The sequence below is a fragment of the Parabacteroides gordonii MS-1 = DSM 23371 genome (genome assembly GCF_000969825.1).
GTDB classification, from domain to species: Bacteria; Bacteroidota; Bacteroidia; order Bacteroidales; family Tannerellaceae; genus Parabacteroides; species Parabacteroides gordonii.
In genome coordinates, this window is record NZ_KQ033919.1 from 2,702,011 (window position 1) to 2,723,638 (window position 21,628).

The 21,628-nt window shown below is 47.0% G+C and carries 15 protein-coding genes; 1 reads left to right on the forward strand and 14 read right to left on the reverse strand.

Annotation, left to right across the window (positions count from 1 at the left end):
• Positions 1-4 precede the first annotated feature (4 nt).
• Genes HMPREF1536_RS10300 through HMPREF1536_RS10310 form a run of 3 tightly spaced genes read right to left on the reverse strand, consistent with a single transcriptional unit; the run spans position 5 to position 5,477 of the window.
• Positions 5-1,330, reverse strand: coding sequence for a TolC family protein (locus HMPREF1536_RS10300; protein ID WP_394364724.1), 1,326 nt, complete (start codon positions 1,328-1,330; stop codon positions 5-7).
• 11 nt (positions 1,331-1,341) lie between these two features.
• Complete coding sequence (locus HMPREF1536_RS10305) at positions 1,342-4,371, reverse strand: efflux RND transporter permease subunit (RefSeq protein ID WP_028730293.1); 3,030 nt, start codon at positions 4,369-4,371, stop codon at positions 1,342-1,344.
• Between the two features lie 8 nt (positions 4,372-4,379).
• Positions 4,380-5,477 carry an efflux RND transporter periplasmic adaptor subunit gene (locus HMPREF1536_RS10310; RefSeq protein ID WP_028730294.1) on the reverse strand — a complete coding sequence of 366 codons (1,098 nt, stop codon included), beginning with the start codon at positions 5,475-5,477 and terminating at the stop codon, positions 4,380-4,382.
• A 1,256-nt stretch (positions 5,478-6,733) separates the two neighbouring features.
• On the opposite strand from HMPREF1536_RS10310, the gene HMPREF1536_RS10315 reads away from it, so the two are divergent.
• Positions 6,734-10,576 (forward strand): DUF6383 domain-containing protein, encoded by a 3,843-nt coding sequence (locus HMPREF1536_RS10315; protein WP_028730295.1) that lies wholly within the window; start codon positions 6,734-6,736, stop codon positions 10,574-10,576.
• Positions 10,577-10,807: 231 nt separating this feature from the next.
• Here the strand turns inward: HMPREF1536_RS10315 and HMPREF1536_RS10320 are convergent, their stop codons facing one another.
• From HMPREF1536_RS10320 to rpoN, 11 genes are all read right to left on the reverse strand, one after another.
• A complete protein-coding gene (locus tag HMPREF1536_RS10320; RefSeq protein WP_028730296.1) occupies positions 10,808-11,359 on the reverse strand; it encodes a chromate transporter in 552 nt (183 codons plus the stop codon).
• A gap of 1 nt (position 11,360) precedes the next feature.
• Positions 11,361-11,891, reverse strand: coding sequence for a chromate transporter (locus HMPREF1536_RS10325; protein ID WP_028730297.1), 531 nt, complete (start codon positions 11,889-11,891; stop codon positions 11,361-11,363).
• A gap of 36 nt (positions 11,892-11,927) precedes the next feature.
• Positions 11,928-13,238: a murein hydrolase activator EnvC family protein gene (locus HMPREF1536_RS10330; RefSeq protein WP_028730298.1), complete on the reverse strand. Its 1,311-nt coding sequence runs from the start codon at positions 13,236-13,238 to the stop codon at positions 11,928-11,930.
• A 2-nt stretch (positions 13,239-13,240) separates the two neighbouring features.
• Positions 13,241-14,170, reverse strand: coding sequence for a lipoprotein insertase outer membrane protein LolB1 (locus HMPREF1536_RS10335; RefSeq protein WP_225607953.1), 930 nt, complete (start codon positions 14,168-14,170; stop codon positions 13,241-13,243).
• Positions 14,167-15,927, reverse strand: coding sequence for a tetratricopeptide repeat protein (locus HMPREF1536_RS10340; RefSeq protein ID WP_028730300.1), 1,761 nt, complete (start codon positions 15,925-15,927; stop codon positions 14,167-14,169). Before HMPREF1536_RS10340 ends, HMPREF1536_RS10335 begins: the two co-directional genes overlap by 4 nt.
• Before the next feature lie 130 nt (positions 15,928-16,057).
• The gene (gene dut / locus HMPREF1536_RS10345) at positions 16,058-16,492 is read right to left on the reverse strand and encodes a dUTP diphosphatase (protein ID WP_028730301.1); all 435 of its coding nucleotides are present in this window, start codon (positions 16,490-16,492) and stop codon (positions 16,058-16,060) included.
• Positions 16,493-16,532: 40 nt separating this feature from the next.
• Positions 16,533-18,368 (reverse strand): 4-hydroxy-3-methylbut-2-en-1-yl diphosphate synthase, encoded by a 1,836-nt coding sequence (locus HMPREF1536_RS10350; RefSeq protein ID WP_028730302.1) that lies wholly within the window; start codon positions 18,366-18,368, stop codon positions 16,533-16,535.
• An 86-nt stretch (positions 18,369-18,454) separates the two neighbouring features.
• The gene (gene purE, locus HMPREF1536_RS10355) at positions 18,455-18,961 is read right to left on the reverse strand and encodes a 5-(carboxyamino)imidazole ribonucleotide mutase (RefSeq protein WP_028730303.1); all 507 of its coding nucleotides are present in this window, start codon (positions 18,959-18,961) and stop codon (positions 18,455-18,457) included.
• Positions 18,962-19,342, reverse strand: coding sequence for a glycine cleavage system protein GcvH (gene gcvH / locus HMPREF1536_RS10360; protein ID WP_028730304.1), 381 nt, complete (start codon positions 19,340-19,342; stop codon positions 18,962-18,964).
• A 16-nt stretch (positions 19,343-19,358) separates the two neighbouring features.
• On the reverse strand, positions 19,359-19,979 hold the full coding sequence (locus HMPREF1536_RS10365; protein ID WP_028730305.1) for a phosphatase PAP2 family protein: 621 nt from the start codon (positions 19,977-19,979) through the stop codon (positions 19,359-19,361).
• A gap of 12 nt (positions 19,980-19,991) precedes the next feature.
• Positions 19,992-21,446, reverse strand: coding sequence for an RNA polymerase factor sigma-54 (gene rpoN, locus HMPREF1536_RS10370; RefSeq protein WP_028730306.1), 1,455 nt, complete (start codon positions 21,444-21,446; stop codon positions 19,992-19,994).
• Positions 21,447-21,628 lie beyond the last annotated feature (182 nt).

The following is a 21,628-nucleotide window of genomic DNA, read 5'->3' on the forward strand; positions in this document are numbered from 1 at the left end:
ACGATCATTCGCTGGCTTTCTCCGGATCGGGAGCTACGTAGGTCAGTATCTGGCCGCTCAGTTGCAGCAGGGATACTTCGCAAAGTTTGGTAGAGTATTCCGCGATAGACTGGCGTTCTTCTGCTTCCAGCAAACTGTTCTGTGCTTCACGCAGTTCGATACCCGACAGCTCACCCAGCTTATAGCGGTCGATGGCGATACGGTAGTTCTCCTGTGCGACAACCAGGTTCTCTTTTTCCAGGCTCCACAGGTCGAGGTTGTTCTGGTAAGCCATCCACAGGTTACTCATATCGGCACGTAAGGCGAGTTCCAGTTCCTGCATGCGCAGTTCCTTGTTCTCGATCTCGATACGGGCGTTCCGGCGTTCGCGGCGGCGGTTCAATCCATCGAACAGGCTCAGTCCGACGGTTATACCGTAATTCAGACCCAAACGTTGCTGCAGGTCGGTGGTGCCTACTTCATACCAGTTGGCGGTGTAGCCATAACCGGCATTCAGTTTGACGTAAGGGTAATTGCGGCTTTTCACCTTTTTATAATCCAGTTCGGAAAGCGTCTTGTTCTTCTGGGCGATCAGCAGGGAAGCGTTCGACTCGATCGTGCTTTTCCATAGCTCCACTTCATCCAGGAAGATATTCGGATAGATTACTGAGTCTTTGACTGCGATGTTTTCTTCTACATTCTCGAGTGCCATCAGTTCGTTGAGCCGGATGCGTGAGGTGTTGACTACTTCCAACTGATTCAGCACCTTCGAACTGTCGGAGTTGAAATCGACTTGTGCCTGCTGCAAGTCCATACGCGAACCGGAACCGATATGGTAGCGTTCTTCTGCAATACGGACACGTTCGCGGGAAAGATCGAGGGACGAACGCAGGTTACGCAGGCGGATATTCTGGCGTATCCGGTTGTAATATTCGGTAGACAGGTCGGCCACGAAATCCTCTATCGTCATGCGTGTATTCAGTTCGCCCATCCGTTGCAATTCCTTCAGGCGGGAGTATTCGGCCTGTATGCCGAAACCGTCGAACACAGTCCAGTTCACGTTCAGGCCGATATTGCCAGTTTCACTGTTTACGCCGTTTTGTTTTTCCGTTGTGCCGTCCATCAGCTTGTTGCGGTTGTTGTTGACCGATCCGCTGAACCCGCCGCTCATATCTACGGTAGGCAGGTAGCCGGCATTGCCCGGTGTGGCGTTATTATCGTTTATCTGTTGTTCGTTACGTATAATCCGGATGGAGTAGTTGCGTTCCAGTCCGGTTTCGATACATTCTCTGAGGCTGTATACATCCTGCGCCTGTACGCCCAGGTAGCAGGAAACAGCCAGTATGATCATTGCTACTCTTTTCATTTTTTCTTTGCTCTGTCTGTTGAGATAAAACTATACATTGCCGGGACGATGAATAAGGTAAGGAAGGTAGATACCAACATACCGCCTACAACGGCAATACCCATCGCAATACGTCCCTGTGCCCCTTCGCCTGTTGCATATACTAGCGGAACCAGTCCGAGGATCGTGGATACACTGGTCATCAGGATCGGACGCAAACGCTGTGTAGAAGCCGAACGGATCGCTTCCGCCATGCTTAGTCCCGCCTCCTGGCGTTGGTTGGCAAATTCCACGATCAGGATACCGTTCTTTGCCACCAGCCCGATCAGCATAATGATACCGATCTGACTGAATATATTCATCGTGATACCCGAATAACTCATAAACATCAATGCCCCCGCAATGGCCAACGGCACGGTGAACATCACCACCAACGGGTCTTTGAAGCTCTCGAACTGGGCGGCAAGCACCAGATAGATCATCAGCAATGCCAGGATCATGGCGAACATCAGGCTGGAAGAACTCTCGCGGAACTCCTTCGACTCGCCCGACAAGGCTGTACGGAAGCTGTTATCCAATGTCTCTGATGCGATACGATCCATTTCGTCCAGACCGTCGCCGATCGTATAGCCTTTGTTCAGACCGCTGGAAACGGTTGCCGAAACGAAACGGTTGTAGCGGTACAACTGTGGCGGGGCTACGTCTTCATGCAGTGCTACCAGGTTGTCCAGCTGGATCATCTCCCCGTTATCGCTGCGTACATAGATGGATTTCAGGTCGAGCGGCGTGTTACGCTGCTGGCGGTTGATCTCGCCTAATATCTGGTATTGTTTACCGTTCATATAGAAATAACCCATACGCTGCCCGCTTAACGCATACTGCAATGTCTGGGCGATGTTGCGGGTACTTACTCCCAGGGAAGAAGCCTTGTCGCGGTCGATCTCGATACGCGTCTCCGGCTTGGTGAACTTCAGGTTCACGTCTGCCATCTGGAATACGGGGCTTTCGTTTACCTTCAGCATGAATTCGGGCAGATGTTCCGCCAGTTTCTCCAGGCTCGGCGCCTGCAATACGTATTGCACGGGCATACCTCCGCGTCGTCCTCCGAAAGTGGACTGCTGCTGTACGAATGCACGCGCCTGCGTCTCTTTCCTTACGGCGGCCGATAGTTTCTCAGCTATTTCCATCTGTGAACGTTCACGTTCCTGGATATCCGGAAGGATTACACTGATATTGGCGTTGCTGCTGGATGAACGGTTGGTCAGGAACTTACGTTCGGGAGCGATCGAGTCGGCCAGTTCCGCTATCCGGTCGGAATAATCGCGGATAAACTCGAAGGTGGCTCCCTCCTGGGCACGCATATTGATCGAGATAGACGAACGGTCTTCCAAAGGAGAGAGTTCCGAGCGGATCGTCGTCCAGAAATACCCGATCGAACCGAACAGGATCACCACGATAGGGATAGCCCACCATTTATGGCTCAGGAAATAGTTGAGCGACCGGGAATATATATTATTCAACCCTTCGAAGAAAGGTTCGGTCTTCACATACAGCCAGTTCTTCTTTTCGCGCCTGCGCAGCAGCTTGGTGGCAAGCATCGGTGTAAAGGTCAATGCCACAAAGGAAGAAATAGCAACGGAACCGGCAATCACGATACTGAACTCCTTGAACAAACGTCCGGTCATACCTTCCATAAACACGATGGGAAGGAATACGGAAATCAGGGTGACCGTCGTGGATATTACCGCAAAGAAAATCTCCTTCGAACCTTCTATCCCCGCCTCCTTCGGGTTCATCCCCTTTTCGATACGGACATAGATATTCTCGGCCACCACGATCGCATCGTCCACCACCAACCCTACCGAAAGCACGACGGCCAGCATGGTCAATACATTGATGGAGAAGCCGGAGATATACATCACAAAGAAAGCACCGACCAACGATACCGGAATAACGACACACGGCACCAGCGTCACACGCCAGTCGCGCAGGAACAGGAAGATAATCAGCACCACCAGGGCGAATGCCACATAGATCGTCTCTTCCACCTCATAGATAGAAGCACGGATGAAACGGGTATTGTCGTACACCATTTCGATCGTGACATCCTCCGGAAGGTCTTTCTTCAGCTGTTCGATACGCCGGTAAGCTTCGTCGGCAATCTCTATATGGTTGGCTCCCGGCTGGGGGACGATCACGTCGATCACCATCGGCTCGCCATTCTTACGTAATATACTGCGCAGGTCTTCCGGTGCCAGTTCCGCCCGCCCTACATCCTTGAAGCGGACGATATTGTTGCCGTCTTCCTTGATGATCAGGTCGTCGAACTCTTTTGCCGTATGCATCAATCCCAAGGTACGGATAGACAGGTCTATCGTATTTCCTTCGATACTACCGGAAGGTAGCTCCACGTTTTCCGCATCCACCGCATTCTTCACATCCAGCGGGGTGACACCGTAACCTGCCATCTTGATCGGGTCGAGCCACAGGCGCATGGAATAACGTTTCTGTCCCCAGATATCCACACTACTCACATTCGAGATCGTTTGCAGGCGCTCTTTTACCGTCAGCTCGGCGATCTCACTCAGTTCCATCAGCGAACGCCTGTTGCTCTGGATACCGATCTGCATGATCGGTGACGCATCGGCATCGGCTTTCGATACGGTTGGCGGGTCACAGTCGCGCGGCAGGTAGCGTTGGGCACGCGAAACCTTGTCGCGCACGTCATTGGCAGCCGTTTCCATATCTACCGACAATTCGAACTCGACGGTGATACGACTGCTACCCTGGCTACTGACGCTACTCAGCGAACGGATACCCGGTATACCGTTGATATTCTGCTCCAACGGTTCTGTGATCTGGTTCATGATAACCTCGGCATTCGCTCCCGGATAGGAAACGTTGACCGAGATAATGGGCTGGTCTACACTGGGGAACTCGCGAACCCCCAGGAACTTGTAGCCGATCATACCGAACAGCAGGATGACAAGCATCATTACTGTCGAGAGAACCGGCCTGTTTATACTGGTTTCCGATATATTTGCCATAGGGGAATTTAATACAGATTATCAATAGTAACTTTCATACCGGTACGAAGTTGCATCACACCGGTAGTGATCAATGTGTCGCCCGGCTGTACACCGTCGAGCACCTGCACACGGCTTTCCGTACGCAGCCCGATCGTGACTTCGGCCGGTTCGGCCACTCCACCCTTATACAGGTAGACCACATTCTTTCCCATTTCAGGGATCAGCGCCTCGCTCGGGATGGCCAAAGCATTCTTTATCTCGCGTTTGGTGATCTCCACAGAAGTATAACGTCCGGGGAAGATCGACTCGTTGGTGTTCGGGTAAGTGGCACGCACCTTCAGGGTACGGGTCGTCATATCCACTTTACTTTCTACGGCATATACTTTGGCGTTGTAATCGCGCATCTTGCCGTTGGAGTCTTCCAGGCGGAACACGATGGAAGTACCGTCGGTTACGTCGGTCGCATAGTTCTCCGGGATAGAGAACTCGATCTTCAGCGGCGATATCTTCGTCAGCTTGGTGATGAAAGTAGTAGGGGAGACATAAGCGCCTTCACTGACCGAGCGAAGACCGATGATACCGTCGAACGGCGCACGCAATTCTGTCTGTAAGATATTAGCCTTCACCAGGTCGATGTCGGCCATCAGTTTTTCGTATTCGGTAGTAACTTGCTCGTAGGCTTCCTGGCTGACGGCATCTTTTTCCAACAGGGTACGTTGGCGATATACCCGGTCTTTAGCCAGCGGAATCTGGGCTTCCAGTTTCCTGAGTTGGGCTTGCAGCGGTTTGTCGTTGATCTTTGCCAGCAGGTCGCCTGCTTTCACATGGGTACCTTCGGTGAAATAGATATTCACCACTTTCCCGGACGACTCGAAGGATAAGTCTACTTCTTCGTCGGGAATGATACTGCCGGTGCTAATGACTTTGTCGGTTAGCGATTGGAATTTCAACACTTCAGCGTTAATGTTAAGTACCTGCTTCCTTACGCTTGTTCCCGGTGCGGGAACAACTTCGGTTGCCTTACCGGATGCTGTCAACTTGGTCTTAATCTGTGGATAGGCAATCATTCCTGCAATCAGCAGAAGGATTGCGGCGGTTACGCCCCACTTCACTCTCTTCGTCATATTTTCAATGGTATCTACTTTAAAACTTATCAATAGGTTTGTAAATATACACAACTCAATCGGAATATAGACAAGAGTAAAAAGAAAAGGTTTAACGGGGCAATTGTAAAAAGTTTTGGCATATTAGCCTTCATTGCCTTCATATAGGAAGATGTCCTTTGATATACAATTGATGTTAGATGAACCCGCTTTTTTGTTTTGCCTTCATACGGCTTTCATTCCGGCTTCATGTGTCTCGTCTTGATTTTGGTTGACTGTGTCCCGTCCTGAAATAGGTTGTCTCGTCTTTGTTTTGGTTGGGCAATATCTCTGCTCCGTTGCTTTTGAGTCTGTGCCGGAAGCTAAGGTTCTTATTCGGGAAGAGTAAGGTCTTAGCATAGGACAATTAATAATTTTACTCCGCTATCTTTAATATGTAATGCATGCTTTACGAATATGTAAAGCTAGAGTTTCTAAAAAGTAAGGCATGCCTTTCTTATTTGTAAAGTATATATTTCTAATATAAAAGTAAGGAGAAAAGGTAATATTTGTAGGGAGTAAAAAGGTTAGTTTTCCCGTGCCGGGAGCTTAGTTCTTGTGAGCGATTTTATTGGGATGGTGAAGAAGGTTGCGGATGCCTTGTGTAATGCCCGGGAAGAAGAATAAAAGGCTGATGGGATGAAGCCGGAATGAAGGCCGTATGAAGGTGAAACAAAAAGTGGGTTCATGCTGGATGGATTGTTATTCAATTCATGTAATGGTGTATGAACCCATGAAGGCTAAATGAGGAAAACTTTTTCTGTGGGGAGAAAACGATAAATGAACCGGAAAAACGACAGAGAAAGAGTTGCATATTTGTGTAATATATATTAACGTACGCGTACTTATTATTAATGTATCAGGTAAATAGAAAAGATGATAAAAGTAAGAATGAAATAGAGAATTAAAAATGCTATATATGATTTGTAAAACAAGGCTTAATGCCTAAATATAGTATGACTAAAAAAAAGGATCGTTTAAATACGCCAACAAAATTAATTATAACTTTTGAAACCACAATTCTTTTCCAATTATTTTTTCCTTTGGTATCTTCTTTCTTATCAACGCAATAGCAAAGTCAGTACAAAAATCGGCATTTAGCTTACCAATTGCTTTAAGGCCAAAATTATTGACTAGAATAAACGATCCTTTTAGTTAGTCATTTGCTTTGAAAGGACGTTCGCAAAGAAGAAAAGAACTATTTCATTAACACTATTATTAATATTAAAATTTAGATTATGAACAAAAAGTTTTCTACGCTTGTGGCTACGCTACTGCTGAGTGGTGCGCTAGTCTCCGTGAATGCTACAGATGTGAAGACATTGGCTGATTTTAAGGCTGATGCGACGACGTATACTGTAACAAATATGGGAGACAGTAAAATTGATTTCTTGGCTGATATTTCTTTAGATGAGAGTACTCCTTATCTGTTAATTGATCAGAATAATCTGATTATCGATGGACATGGTAAGATATTTACAGGCCGTTTGGTTATTACAGGTGAAAATGTAACTGTAAAAAACCTTACTATTCTTAATAAGACAACAAGTAATGCATCTTCTTATCATAAGAATGCTATTACGGTAGTTTCTTCTTCAGTAACAATTATTGATAATAATATTATTTGTGATGGAGGAGTTAATTTATTGGCAAATGGTATTTCTATTTTCCCGACAGATGCAGATGCCAAAATTGTAGTAAAAGGAAATGTATTTAAGAATGCCAAGACTATAAACGATAAATGGCAGTCTTCCGCAATCATCGTAGCTGAAGATATTGCTTTACCTACAGGGGGTGAAACAAAGAGTGCCGAACTCACTGATTTTGATGTAGCTTCAATTAGCAATAATACTTTTGAGAATTGTGCTGTCGATTATTTGTATAAAGACTATGCTACAGATGATAACAAAGGTTATAAATCAGTTCAGGTGACTCCTGTTAAAGGTACAAATGGAGAATATCTAAATGCGGACTATATTAAGGCTCTTGTAACTAGTACACCGGCTGATGCAGATGTTATTTTTAATGGTTCAAGTGAAGATTTATTAGAAGCTTTGGCCGATGTAGATGTAACTGCAGCTAATGTAGCTATTGAATGTACTGACAATAACGTACTGTATGGTGAAGCAAAGAATCCTAATAACGGAAAGTTACCTGTAATTGCAGCTGTTGCTCCGGCAAAATCAGACGTATTTGGTTATGCATTGGAGGAAAAAGAAACTTCAGACTATAGTATGTTAATTCTTAGCAGTGCAAATGGTTTCGCATATATTATTAATATTGATGGAACAAATACTGCAAGCGCAACTGCGGCAACTGAAACAAATATCAAAGAATACGCAACTAATCCTGCTGCTTTGTGGAAAATGACAAGAGGCCAGGAGTCTGACGGTAGATATTATTATAAGTTTGTTAATAAGAATGGTGTTCAATTGAAATCTGTAACAAATGCTGGCACAGGAACTAATGGAACTTTCTATCCTGAAAATAATGCTGTATATAATAAAGGTGTCGTTTTTGCTGTTAATGGTTTAACATTAAATGATAACACTCCAGCGAGCTTTGGTCTTTACAAAGCCGGCAACAACGTATTGTCTGTTGCAGACCTGATGTGGTTTGAAAATGACGGTTTCTCCGTAACAATCAAATATCTGAACGAAGATGGTGAATTCAAGAAAGAAGACATCGCAGGTAATCCGTTCCAGAAACATTTGACTCCGATGCATTGGAATGGCAGCAAGTTCGTTGATTTTGGTACTACTACTAAAGATGAGGATAGCTTTTACCTGAAAGATGTAGAAGGTAACTATATTGTTGCCCAGAAGTATGCTTCCAGCGGTTCTGTAACTTCACAGTCTAATTATACATTTACTACAGTTTCAGAAACTGTTTTGACACATGATATTCTGCGTAAAGAAGGTAATTACTTTGGAGAATTCCGTGCTGAAGTATCTGCTAAATATACGGATTATACAAAACTTGAAGCAATTGATGTATTGAGAGTTAATTTGGCAGCAGGTTGGGCTGAAGTTGGTCGTTTAGATCTGGGTACTAAAGAAGTTCCGACATTGGCCGCTTCTGTAAGTACTGTTTTGAAGCCGATCCTGGTTTCTTTGGGTAGCAACAAGGTGGTTGATCCGAAAGACTTCCTGGTAAAAAATAAGTTCTACACTGTAACTAAATTGGATGCTAAAGGTAAAGTCCTTGGCAAATTAGCTGTGGCTGACGATCTGTATAATGGAGATGGCCATACATATTGTGAATTTGTAACGTCTTATGGTAACGTATTGGAAGGTCAGTTCGCTTTAACATATGAAGAAGGTCAGTACGTATTTACAAATCGCGAAGCTCCAAATTACAAATGGTCTTTAGCTGCAAATACTTTGTATGAAGGTGAAAGTGAAAACTTATATGTAAGTGGAAATGTAATTTATAAGATCGAAACTGTTGAAAGTCATAGTTCAAACGATGGTTATGAAACATTGTCTGATGTAAAGAACAATAAGTTCCATATCGGTTTCTCTTCTAATGTATTTGGTGAAAATGCATGGTTTACTGAAAATCATGAAGGAACAGACAATCATACAATCGGTTTGAATATTGATCAGGAAGATGCGTTGATCTTCACTGCAACAGAATATGCTGCTGCTCGTAAGATTGATCACGACAAAGTAAATACGCATAAAGATATATATGTTCCGACAGACTCTATCTATGTAATCAGTACAATGGGTTACTATTCCGGTAAAGATTATAAAGAGACAAAAGATACATTGAAGGTTGTTTCTTACTCATTCGTTAACCAATTCACAGAACCGTTGGTTTATGATAAAAACAGATATGTCTCTCAAGTTTATAAGGATGAAGACACTAAAAAGCGTTATGAATCTGTTGAAGAAGCAGCTAAAGATGCTCAGAAATTTACTTTGCGTGTGGATAACGGTAAGTTGAACTTACGTCCGGTAATTAATGAAGTTGCTTCGATGACAGAAGAACAATATGCTACATGGGGAGATGCTTCTATGTATCAGGTGTTTAATGCTTGGGACGAATATTCTAAAGTATATGCAGGCGATGCAACTAATGGTATTTTGAATACTACTTGGATTTATAACCGTACAGAAAATGACTTGTTCGTAGTAGAACCGACAGAAAAGCCGATGTATCGTCCGGTTGTAAATGCTTTGGATACAATCTCTATTTTCCGTAACGATAATCCGAAATCGATTTTGTTTGAAGACGGTGGTTTCTTAGGAATGGAAAATCTGGCACAATATCCTGCAATTGCTCCTGCAATGGTTGCTGATACAGCTTATGTACGTAACAATACATATCGTCCTCAGTATATGTTGGTAGTAGATCCGAAGATCACTCCGGCTGGTAAATGGTGTCCGATCCACGGTGACGATCCTACATGCCCGGATGCTCACAAGGTTGAATCTAAGGGTTGGGTAGAAGGCCGTTATCTGGTGAACCTGGTTGATACAGCTATTGCATGGGATATTGCAAACAAGCACAAAGACAATAATCCATATATCAATACTGAAAAGTATTATCGTTTAGGTTTTGTTCAGGCTAAGCATATTGAAGACTCTTTGGTTATTGCCAGCACAAACGATACTTTGATGGTAGGTACTGAAGATTACAACCAGGCTAAGTTTGCATTCCGATATGTAGATACAGATGCTAAGTCATTCCGCATCGAAACAGCTAACTATAACAGATTGCCGGGTGCTACCAAAGCTGTACGTGACGGTGAAGGTTATGTAAAATGGATGAACGGTGTAGTAGTTGTTGTTGATGATATCATTGATGGCGATGTATTCAATATGAATGAAGAAGAAGAAGGTATGCCGACAGCTAACGAAGGTGTAAGTACTTCTGATGTATCAGTTATTGCTTCTGAAGGTGAAGTTATCATTAACGGTGCTCAAGGTAAGAAAGTTACTATCAGTAACGTTCTTGGTCAGACTGTTGCTAACACAGTAGTTACTTCTGACAAGGCTACAATCGCTGCTCCTGCTGGTATCGTTGTGGTAGCTGTCGAAGGCGAAGCTGCTGTAAAAGCAATCGTTAAATAAGAAATAATGAAATAATTCTAAAATTACCGCTACGCGGTTGCCGGGTATAGGCGTTGCTTACAGCGTCTATACTCCAACCAATTACCCCGCGACGGGCGAACAAGTAGCCGTATTAATACTAAAGTAATAAAATAAAGTTCATCTGTCAGTACCCCTGTGAAGAGGGAACATGGATAAAAAACAAAGCCCCGGAAGGATTTCCTTCCGGGGCTTTCGTTGTATTGTTTGTTTTCACCAGTATAATATCAATCCTGCAATCCCAGCCAGGAAAATCATCAATATAGGATGAACCTTGAACTTCCAGGTGAGGATGAAGGCGGCACCGAAGATCAGGAAGCTTTTGTAATCGATGAAGTTTTCTTTGTTCATCAGCATTAATGCGGCGGCGGCGATCAGTCCAACCGTTGCAGGGCGCAGGCCGGTGAAAGCGGCAACTACGTATTTGTTGTTCTTGAATTTAGCAAAGAAATAGGAGATTACCAATACCAGGATGAATGAGGGCAGGCAGACGGCAAACGTTGTCAGGCAGGAACCCAGAACAGCCATCACAGGAGAATATCCGGCGTTATGAATAGCTGTGTACCCGATATAAGTCGCACTATTGATGCCGATCGGGCCCGGTGTCATCTGTGAGATTGCCACTATATCCGTGAACTCCTGCAGGGAAATCCATTTGTAACGGTCTACTACATCCGCCTGTATCAGTGAAAGCATGGCATATCCGCCACCAAAACCGAAGATGCCGATCTTCAGATAGACATAAAGTAACTGTAACCAGATCATATCAATTCTTCTTTATCTTTAAACCATACACTAATCCTCCGGCAATAGCCGCCAGGATAATCCATACCGGCGAAACGCCCCCCATCCAGATAAGCAATGCCGCCACAATCGGAATGATCATCGTCAGGTAGTTGAGCTTAATGGAGCGTGCCGTAGTAATACAGGGAACTGCGATCAGGGCGACAACGGCCGGACGCAGCCCTTTGAATATCTTTTCCACCCATTCGTTATCCTGAACCTGGGTAAAGAATGTGGCGATCAGCAGGATGATCAGGAACGAGGGCAGGATCGTACCGAGTGCACAGACCACGCTTCCCATGTTCTTTTTCAGCTTGTAGCCTACAAAGATGGATATGTTGACCGCGAAAATACCCGGCAACGACTGTGCAACGGAAAAGAGGTCGATGAAATCTTCTTTGGATAGCCAGCCGCGGTCTACGACTTCCCGCTGTATCAACGGTAACATGGCATATCCGCCGCCTATTGTACCCACACCAATTTTGAGGAAAGTAAGAAAGAGCGTCCAATACATAATAATCCTGTTAAAATCGGGGCAAAGATACGAAAATTAATCAAGCCACGGGGTAGGATTCAGTTTCGTCTTTTCTTTCCAGAGCTGGAAATGAAGGATTGTTGCATTGCCGGCCTCCGTATCGGTGAATATCTTGCCGATAGCCTGACGGGTGCTGACCTTATCGCCTGCCTTTACATAGACCTGGCTCAGGTTACTGTAGACTGTCAGATAGTTACCGTGACGGACGATCACCGAATTGTTGTAACCGGGCACTACGAATACACGGGTCACTTCACCGTTGAATATCGCGCGGGCATCTCCTCCCGGTGTCGTCTGGATATCGATACCGCTGTTGTTGGTGCGGACGTATTTGAGTTCCGAGTGCTGCTGTTCGCCGAAGGTACCGACAATGGTATAGCGTCCTGATACCGGGAACGGCAGGCGTCCACGGTTGCTGGCAAAGTCGTCGGAGAGCTTTTTCTCCGCCTTGGTCATGGCGTAACCGCCTTTGGTGTCGGCTACACGCTCTTCGCGGATAGGTTCCTGCACAGGCTCTTTTCCTTCGGCTTTTGCCTTGGCATTGGCCTTTTCACGGGCACGGCGTTCGCGTTCGCGGGCTGCCTTGGCTTCCGCTTCGGCACGGGCTATTTCTTCTGCGATCTGTTTTTCGATCTGGCGGTTCAGGGCGTTGGCCTGTTGCTGTTTCTTCCGGAGTTCGTCCTTCAGTTGCTTTTGTTTCTTGTTGAGTTGTTGTACCTCTACTTTCTGGCTGCTTTCTTCGGTCTGAAGCTTCTGGCTTTCCTGTTCGCGGGTTCCCAGCAAGGCATTCTTTTCGGAACGGGTCTTTTCCAGTTCCCGCTGTTTCAGGTTGATCTCCGTTTGTTTGTCGATGATCTCCGTAGCCTGGTGTTTTTGCCAGTCGGAATATTCGCGCAGGTAGCGCATACGGCGCATAGACTGGGCGAAGTTGTCGGCAGAGAGGATGAACAAGAGCTTATCCTGCGAATTGCGACGTTTATAGAGGCTTTGTGCGGACTTACCGTAGTTGGCGCGTTTCTCCCCCAGTTCTTTTTCCAGCTTGTTGATCTCGCGGCGGGTGGCAGCGATCTGGTTATCTATCTCACTTACTTCCTGGTTGAGCAGGCTGATCACTTTCTTTCGCGAAAGGATCTGCTGCGAGAGCAGGTTGAGGCGGTTGAGGGAGTTTTGGGCTGTCTGGGTTGTCTCTTTCAGTAACTGGTTTGTCATTTCTATCTCGGCCAGCGCTTTCTTTCGCTGTTCTTCAAGCTGTCTCACCCGGGCGGACTTCTGTCCGAAGGCGGTCAGGGCAGATAACGTGAATATGACAATCCAAATATACTTCATCTCTATTTCTGGCTATTACTGATTGACTTTATGATTTGTGCAAAGGTAATACGTTTATATTTAGCAGGAATAGAAAAATCGAGATTAACAGGCACATTTGTCTGTATACGGGAGAAACGGAAGGCGATACCTCCCTGTGAGGAGCCGTTTGCCAGTACGTTCACGTCCATCAGCTGGGGGAAAGGTTGTCCGTCCGTTACACGGAAATCCGAATAGTCCCATTGCAGGGCGTATTGTTCGGACGGGTCTGTGATATAGGTAGACAGCAGTTTCTCCTCGCCATCGGCAAAGAAGGTATAGAGTAGCCCAAGAGCATCTTTTACCTTGATCTCGGCTTTATCTCCGTCCTGATTCAGCTTGAAACGTTTGAATTGCTTCGGCTCGATCTCCTGATAACCGGGCAGGAAGATACGGTTGGTGAACAATGCCTGCAGGTTATAGAAGTTGAACTCGATCGGAGTTTGTCCTTTCAGGTCGGCATAGCGCTCGGCTACGTAGCGTTTGTTCATGCGGTCGATTACCTTGATACTGTCAACGGTAAACTCAGCACGGAATACCTCTATCCCGAGGAACGGTTGTACGGATAGCTGGAAGGCACTGTCGCGCACCATCTTCAGGTCTACACGGGAACTCATATTGTTTTTAGGCATCTTCAACTCCGCATTCAGGCGGGCGGTCAGGGTGTTGAACTGAAAAGCCCGTTCTTCCATCAGCTCGAAGAACTCGTTATGTGCCTTGGCTCCGCCGGATACGATCGTTCCGATCTTCTTGGATGACTTACAACCGGAAAAGAATAAGATGAGCAATAAAATAAAAAATAAACCCACCCGTTCCCGTGCCTGACACGGGATCGCAAAGGCACCGGCCTTTAACCGTTGGTTCTTCTGCGGCCCCGCGTCGGGCGCGGGGACATGGCCTGTCATCTTTCTCATTGGGCAACCTCCTCTTCGATGTATTTGCCTTCGATTATCTTGCGGTCGAGCACTTCGCTTTCCTTACCCAGTTCGCGGGCTTTCTTCCACTGTTCGACGGCTTTGTCTTTATCGCCTGTCATGTAGAGGATGTCACCGTAGTGGTCTACCAGCTCTGCACTTTTTGTATTATCCTTCTCCAACGCACTTTCGATGTATATCTTGGCAAGGGTGTAATTGCCCTGTACGAAGAATATCCAGGCGTAGGTGTCGAGATAAGTGGCATTGTCCGGTTCGAGTTTGATACATTGTGCACTCATGCGCTCCGCTTTCTTCAGGTCTTTCTTGTCCAAAGAAAGGAAGTAAGCGTAGTTGTTGAGGACAACGATGTTATTGTCGTTATATTTCAATGCTTCGTCGTAGGCTTTATAGGTCTGATCCATTTGCTTCATCTGGTAGTAGATGTCACCGATCTGGCCGTAAAAGTCAGATTTCAACCTCGGGTTCTCCGCTGGGATGATGTCGATACCGGCATAGTAAGTGTTCAGGGCTTCCTGATACTTTTCCTGCTGGTAGTAAGCGATACCCAGGTAGAAATAATATTCCGGGGCATCCGGAAACAGCTCCTGGCATTTGGTACAGATGCGGATCACTTCCGGTATATCTTCGGCTTTGAGCGACATGTTGAGAAGCTGCTGCCAGGCTCCGGCATTCTCCGGTTCCATTTCGGTGATGAGCTGGAACTGGAAACGTGCTTCATCCGTCTTTCCCTGCGAGAGAAGAAGGCTGCCGTACATCTGTTTCAGTTCGGTATCTTCCGGATGCTGTTCGAGCAAGGTCTGGAAGAGGGCGTTCGAACTGTCGGTATCTTTCTGCGTCTGTTGCAGTTTCAGGATATAACGGGAGAGGATGCCTACTTTGGTATCTACATCCAGTTTCTCGTTGACCAGGGCAGTACGTATCTGTTCTTCGGCAGCGTCTTTGTTGCCGGTTGCTTCGTAGTAGTTGGCCATCGATACGATATAGTAGGGATTGGCCGGGTCGATCTCATGCGCTTTGTCGTAGTAGGCACGTGCTTTTATCGTGTCGTTCTTTTCCAGATGAAGGTCGCCCAGGATGATCTGGTAACGGGCTTCCATCGGGTATTTGGCTGCCAGCTTCTCTATCTCCTTGAAGGCGGCGTCCGACTGCTCCAACGAATTGTAGAGCTTGTACTTTTGCATGGAGAGGGCTTCGTTCATGCCGATCGACGATTCGAGGGCGTTGTAGGCGTCGATAGCCTGTCCGATCTCGCCTTCCTGGGTCAGGGCTTCCGCCAGGTAATAGTTGAGCTCCGGCTTTCCGGGATAGGCTTTGAGCAGTTTCTCGTATTCTTCGGCGGCCTCTCCGTACATACCGAGGTTGCGGGAGATGGTAGCCAGTGCCATGCGGTAGGTGAAGTTGTCGGCACTGTTGGCAACGGCTCGTTTCAGCATATCGACCGCTTTCTCGGGACGGTTCAGTTGTATGTAGAACGATGAAAGTTCGTACAATACAGGAGCGGCCGTAGAGTCGATGGCGAGACAGTGGTTAAAGGCGTCGAAAGCGGCGTCGAATTTACCGGCCGTCTTCAGGTTCAATCCTTCATAGAAGAAGTAATCGAACTTCCTTTGTTGGGCTGCATTGAGCTCGTTCGCTTTGGTGGGGACGTCTTTCTTTACTTCTTCAGCCTGCAACGGATGGATGCCTGTAAGCAGAAGGAGTGAAAAGAGTATCCCGTATATTAATTGTTTCAACATATATATTATTCTATGTTCTTATTTTAATCTGATTTGTTACGGTAGTCGTCAACGGTAACTGACGGCCTCCGTCAACGAGGGGTGACGACCTCCGTCAACGCCCTTTGACGATCACCGTCAAAAGGAGGGTCTATTTCTTGCCCGTATGTCCGAAACCTCCGGCTCCCCGTTCCGTATCGTCCAGTACCTCTACCGGCTTCCAGTCGATCTGGCTGTAGGTGGCGATTACCATCTGGCAGATACGCTCCCCGTCATTCACGGTGAATGGCTCGGAAGAGAGGTTGACCAGGATAACGCCGATCTCGCCACGGTAGTCCGCATCGATCGTGCCCGGTGTATTCAACAGAGTGATACCGTGTTTCAGTGCCAGGCCGCTACGCGGACGCATCTGTGCTTCGTATCCTTCGGGAAGGGCGATGTAGAGCCCTGTCGGGATCAGTTTACGTTCCAGCGGTTTTAATACTACGGGTTCTGTCAGGTTTGCACGGATATCCATACCTGCCGATAATTCGGTTGCATAGGCAGGCAGCGGATGATGTGACTTATTAATTATCTTTACTTCCATTATTATATCTTGATTTTGAGGGACGAAGATAGTACAAATATCAGTTCTGCCAGTCTCCGTTCTCTTTTATTAACTGAACTAAACGTTCTACTGCATCTTCTTCAGCGACGTTTTTCAGTACGCATTCCTTGCCTTTGTAGAGGCTGATCTGTCCGCGTCCGGCACCTACGTAACCATAGTCGGCATCGGCCATTTCACCGGGGCCGTTTACGATACAACCCATGATACCGATCTTCAACCCTTTCAGATGTGAAGTGGCTTCTTTGATACGGGCGATGGTGGTCTGCAGGTCGTAAAGCGTACGTCCGCAGCTGGGGCAGGAGATATATTCTGTTTTGCTGATACGGGTACGGGTAGCCTGCAGGATACCGAACATGCAGCTGTCGGTCGTCGTCGCTTCGCAATCGTCGTCTTGCAGCATAAGGCCGTTGCCGAAACCGTCGAGCAACAGTGTTCCGAAGTCGGCAGCCGATTTCAGTTGCAGCGACTCTTTATCCGTCTCATGATATTCACGGTGCAGAATGACGGGGACATCGCAACCGGCAATCATCAGTTTGTGCATGGCGGCACGCTGTGAGCCTACTGCGTTCCGGTGATGCGTGCTTAGCACGACTACGACGGTCGGGTCTTGTTTTAGGATCTCCAGCGTACGGCTTGTCAGGTCGTTGAATGTCAGACGAATGAACTTCAACGGAGAGTTGAATTTCTTCATTTCTTCTATTTCAGAGGCGATGAAGTAAGGGAATGCATTCGGACGTTCTTTCCAGAAATGGGCGTCGACCAGCATGCGGAACGTGTCGGGAAGGTTTTCGGGATCTTCCGCCCCGATATAGATATAGTCCGGCATGGACAAATGATCGAATTCAAAGTCGCCGTTGCTGCGGTCGGAGATCACGATGGGGGGGAAGTTCCCGCCGATGCCTTCCGCTACACGGCTGATGCGGCGGGTGGCGGTGATCGGATCGTAACCGGGGGTGAGGCTGGCAGTGATCGGCTTGTGCCCCTGGCGTTCCAGGATATAGTCGACCAGTTTACGGGCAACCGGCATTTCTGCTTCCGGGTCTTCGCTGAGGGAGACGCGGATCGTGTCGCCTATGCCGTCAGTCAGCAAGGTGCCTATGCCGACGGCGCTTTTGATACGGCCGTCTTCGCCGTCTCCGGCTTCTGTTACTCCCAGGTGAAGCGGGTAGTGCATACCTTCGGCTTCCATTGTCCGGACAAGCAGGCGTACGGTCTTCACCATTACGACCGTGTTGGATGCTTTGATGGAGATAACTACGTCCGGGAAATTCTCATCCCGGCAGATGCGCAGGAATTCCATGCAGGAAGCAACCATTCCTTCGGGGGTATCACCATACCGGCTCATGATGCGGTCGGACAGTGATCCGTGATTTACGCCAATGCGGATGGCGGTACCGTGTTCTTTACAGATGTTAAGGAAAGGGACAAAACGGTCGCGTATCTTCTGTAATTCGGCGGCGTATTCTTCGTCGGTATATTCCAGAAGATCGAATGTCTTTACTTTGTCAACGTAATTGCCGGGGTTGATGCGCACTTTTTCCACTTCTTCAGCGGCAGCATCGGCGGCTCTGGGGTTGAAGTGGATATCGGCTACCAAAGGAGTAGTGTATCCCTGTGCGTTCAGTTCTTTGCGGATTTCTCCCAGGTTACGGGCTTCGCGTTCGCCCTGGGCTGTGAAACGTACATATTCCGCTCCCGCTTCAATCATGCGGATGGCCTGGCGGACGGCGGCTTCGGTGTCCATGGTCGAAACGTTTGCCATGGATTGGATACGTATCGGATTCTCATCTCCCAGCGGAGTGTTCCCTATGTTGACAACAGACGATTTACGGCGACTGTAATTAAAGTAATCCATCTTTTATAGTTGACAAGTGGCAGTTCGCAGTTGACAGTTGAACCAGCCTTGTGACCGTCAACTGTCAGCTGTGAACTGTCAACTGATTAGTTAGTTTTGTATTTAAAAGATACCTGAGCCAACTCTTCGTTCGCTTTTACGATCTTTTTCTTTAGATTTTCTTTGTAATCGGCCAGCTTGCCCTGAAGTTGTTCGTCTCCGACAGCCAACATCTGGACAGCCAGGATACCGGCATTCAGTGCACCGTTGATACCGACTGTGGCAACAGGGATTCCCGGAGGCATCTGTACGATAGCCAGCAGAGCATCCATACCATCGAGTGTCGAGTTGATGGGGACACCGATAACAGGCAGGGTAGTCATCGACGCGATAACACCACACAGGTGTGCAGCCATACCGGCAGCAGCAATAATAACTTTGATACCACGGTCTTTAGCGCCTTTGGCAAAGGCTTCCACTTCAGCCGGGGTACGGTGGGCAGACAAAGCGTGCATTTCGAACGGGATCTCCATCTCGTCGAGCAGCTTGGCCGCTTTTTCCATTACGGGCAGGTCGGAAGTGCTGCCCATGATAATACTTACTACGGGTGTCATTTATTTTGCGATCAATTGTTCGTATTCGGCAGCAGACAACAGTTCGTCCAGTTCAGAAGGATCAGAGATAGAGATCTTGATCAGCCATCCGTTTCCATAAACGTCTTCGTTCACTAATTCAGGTTTGTCGTCCAGTTCCGAGTTTGCTTCGATCACTTCGCCACTAACCGGCATGAACAGGTCGGAAACCGTTTTTACAGCTTCGATCGTTCCGAAAACTTCTTCTTTGGCAACAACTTCACCTTCAGTTGTGATGTCAACGAAAACGATTTCACCTAGTTCGCCCTGAGCATAGTCAGTGATTCCGATATAGGCAACATTACCGTCCACACGAATCCATTCGTGATCTTTTGTGTACTTTAAATCAGCAGGAAAGTTCATAATTTTAGTGTTTTTATTAGATGAATAAATAGATATAACTTAATAATGAAGCTACAAAGGTACATATAAATCCGAGACAAAAGCCAGCATATACCTGCATCGGTGTATGCCGTTTTAAAAAGATACGCGACGTACCGACCAAACCGGCCGCCACAAGCACAATTATAAAGCCCCAGTAAGGATTTATAAGGTGGATACGGGCGATACCCATCATACCTCCCAGTAGTCCTCCGATCCCCAGCGTATGGGCACTGATCTTCCAGTAAAAGTTGATGAACAGGGATATCAGCAACGCGACGCATCCTCCCATCAGCAATGAAAGGAACCAGAAGGGAATCATCATCTTATACATATAAAAGATACAGACCATCATGGACGTGATGATGATCAGATAGGGAACGACTCGTTCTTTACGGTCTGTCAGCTCCAGGTCGCCGGCCGCTCCGTTCTTGACCATCAGATAAATGAACAGTCCCGGCACTACGGCTGTAGACAGGAACGCACCGCCTACCAGAAACAGTTTCATGGTGGGGGGATAGATGGCAAGATATGTAAATGTCAGTACCAGTATTACTCCATACGTTACCATCAGCAACGGGTGGAACATACCGGATATTATGTTTGAAAACAATCTCATAACGTTTCAACTTTATATTTCTTTTCTAAGCCTTGCTACCGGAATATCCAACTGTTCGCGGTATTTGGCCACTGTACGGCGGGCGATTACATAACCTTTCTCCTTCAGAATGGTGGTGAGTTCCTCATCGGTGAGGGGTTTACGTTTATCCTCGCTGTCAATATGTTCTTTCATAATCTTCTTCACTTCACGGGTGGATATTTCCTCGCCGCTGTCGGTCTGCATCGATTCAGAGAAGAAGAATTTCAGAGGGTAGATGCCGAAGTTGGTTTGCACATACTTGCTGTTGCTAACCCTCGAAATGGTCGATATATCATATCCGGCACGTTCGGCTACATCTTTCAGTATCATCGGGCGCAGGGTGGCATCGTCTCCGGTCAGGAAAAAGTCCCGTTGCAGGAGAATGATGGCTTCCATTGTGCGTTGCAATGTCTCCTGGCGTTGCCTGATTGCATCAATGAACCATTGGGCCGAGTCGAGTTTCTGCTTGACGAACTGCACGGCTTCACGCATCTGGGATGTCTGGTTGGCCTTGTTGCCTGCATAATCCTGAAACATTTCCGCATAATCGCGGCTGATCCTCAGATCGGGGATATCCCGGTTGTTCATGCTTAAGATCAGCTCTCCGTTTATAGCTTCCACCAGGAAATCGGGGATCACCTGGCTCATGGCTACTTCCATAGAACCACCCCAGCTACTGCAAGGTTTAGGATCGAGGGCAATTATTTCGTGAATAGCTTTTTTCAGAATCGCTTCGCTGATGTTCAGCCCCCGCATGATCTTGTCATAATGCTTGCGGGTAAACTCTTCGAAATACTCCGTAAGGATACGGGTAGCCATTTCTACTCCGGCTGTCGGTTCTTTGCGGTTGAGTTGCAGTAATAAGCATTCCTGCAGGTTGCGTGCTCCGACTCCGGCGGGATCGAAGTCTTGTATGATTGCCAGTACTTCTTCTATTTCTTTTTCGTCTACATCCTGTCCGGCCTGAAAGACCAGGTCGTCGGCTATGGCGGAAAGTTCGCGGCGCAGGTAACCGTCGTCGTCGATATTACCTATAATATATTCGGCGATCTTCATCTGTTTTTCCGGAAGGTCGCGTAACCCGAGTTGCTGCAGCAGGAATTCGTTCAATGATTGGCTGACGGAGAAAGGGATATCTTCTTTACGTTCTGTTTTCTCGCTTATTTCGCGTAGTTTGTAATCGGGGATGTCGTCTTCAGTCATATAATCGCCGAGTGAGATATCCGTCTCTGTCTCGCCTGTAGATATATCATCACCACCTTCTTCGTCAGTCCGTTCAAAGTCGTCCGCAATATCTTTTCCTTCCTCCAGGGCAGGATTGTCTTCCAGCTCATGCTTTATACGCTCTTCCAGCTCGATGGCGGGAAGCTCGAGAAGCCGGATAAGCTGTATCTGCTGCGGAGAGAGCTTTTGCTGTAACTTTTGTTGTAACTGTTGCTTCAACATATTAAAATCGTCTACATTAGAACATGCAAATATAACTTTTTACGCTGAACAGACTTATGATTAAAAACATAATTGTTCTAAAGAAACGCCGGTACTGGCGGTTATCTTTCAATTTTAACATAGATGTAATGTAATTAATTTCTTGAAATGCCTTAAAAATCAAAACAATTCCATATTTTTGC

What these genes read in the sequence shown, in the direction of transcription:
- HMPREF1536_RS10300 (WP_394364724.1), bottom strand. Translation starts at nt 1,330, where the DNA reads ATGATCATACTGGCTGTTTCCTGCTACCTGGGCGTACAGGCGCAGGAT.
- HMPREF1536_RS10305 (WP_028730293.1), bottom strand. Translation starts at nt 4,371, where the DNA reads ATGGCAAATATATCGGAAACCAGTATAAACAGGCCGGTTCTCTCGACA.
- HMPREF1536_RS10310 (WP_028730294.1), bottom strand. Translation starts at nt 5,477, where the DNA reads ATGACGAAGAGAGTGAAGTGGGGCGTAACCGCCGCAATCCTTCTGCTG.
- HMPREF1536_RS10315 (WP_028730295.1), top strand. Translation starts at nt 6,734, where the DNA reads ATGAACAAAAAGTTTTCTACGCTTGTGGCTACGCTACTGCTGAGTGGT.
- HMPREF1536_RS10320 (WP_028730296.1), bottom strand. Translation starts at nt 11,359, where the DNA reads ATGATCTGGTTACAGTTACTTTATGTCTATCTGAAGATCGGCATCTTC.
- HMPREF1536_RS10325 (WP_028730297.1), bottom strand. Translation starts at nt 11,891, where the DNA reads ATGTATTGGACGCTCTTTCTTACTTTCCTCAAAATTGGTGTGGGTACA.
- HMPREF1536_RS10330 (WP_028730298.1), bottom strand. Translation starts at nt 13,238, where the DNA reads ATGAAGTATATTTGGATTGTCATATTCACGTTATCTGCCCTGACCGCC.
- HMPREF1536_RS10335 (WP_225607953.1), bottom strand. Translation starts at nt 14,170, where the DNA reads ATGAGAAAGATGACAGGCCATGTCCCCGCGCCCGACGCGGGGCCGCAG.
- HMPREF1536_RS10340 (WP_028730300.1), bottom strand. Translation starts at nt 15,927, where the DNA reads ATGTTGAAACAATTAATATACGGGATACTCTTTTCACTCCTTCTGCTT.
- dut (WP_028730301.1), bottom strand. Translation starts at nt 16,492, where the DNA reads ATGGAAGTAAAGATAATTAATAAGTCACATCATCCGCTGCCTGCCTAT.
- HMPREF1536_RS10350 (WP_028730302.1), bottom strand. Translation starts at nt 18,368, where the DNA reads ATGGATTACTTTAATTACAGTCGCCGTAAATCGTCTGTTGTCAACATA.
- purE (WP_028730303.1), bottom strand. Translation starts at nt 18,961, where the DNA reads ATGACACCCGTAGTAAGTATTATCATGGGCAGCACTTCCGACCTGCCC.
- gcvH (WP_028730304.1), bottom strand. Translation starts at nt 19,342, where the DNA reads ATGAACTTTCCTGCTGATTTAAAGTACACAAAAGATCACGAATGGATT.
- HMPREF1536_RS10365 (WP_028730305.1), bottom strand. Translation starts at nt 19,979, where the DNA reads ATGAGATTGTTTTCAAACATAATATCCGGTATGTTCCACCCGTTGCTG.
- rpoN (WP_028730306.1), bottom strand. Translation starts at nt 21,446, where the DNA reads ATGTTGAAGCAACAGTTACAACAAAAGTTACAGCAAAAGCTCTCTCCG.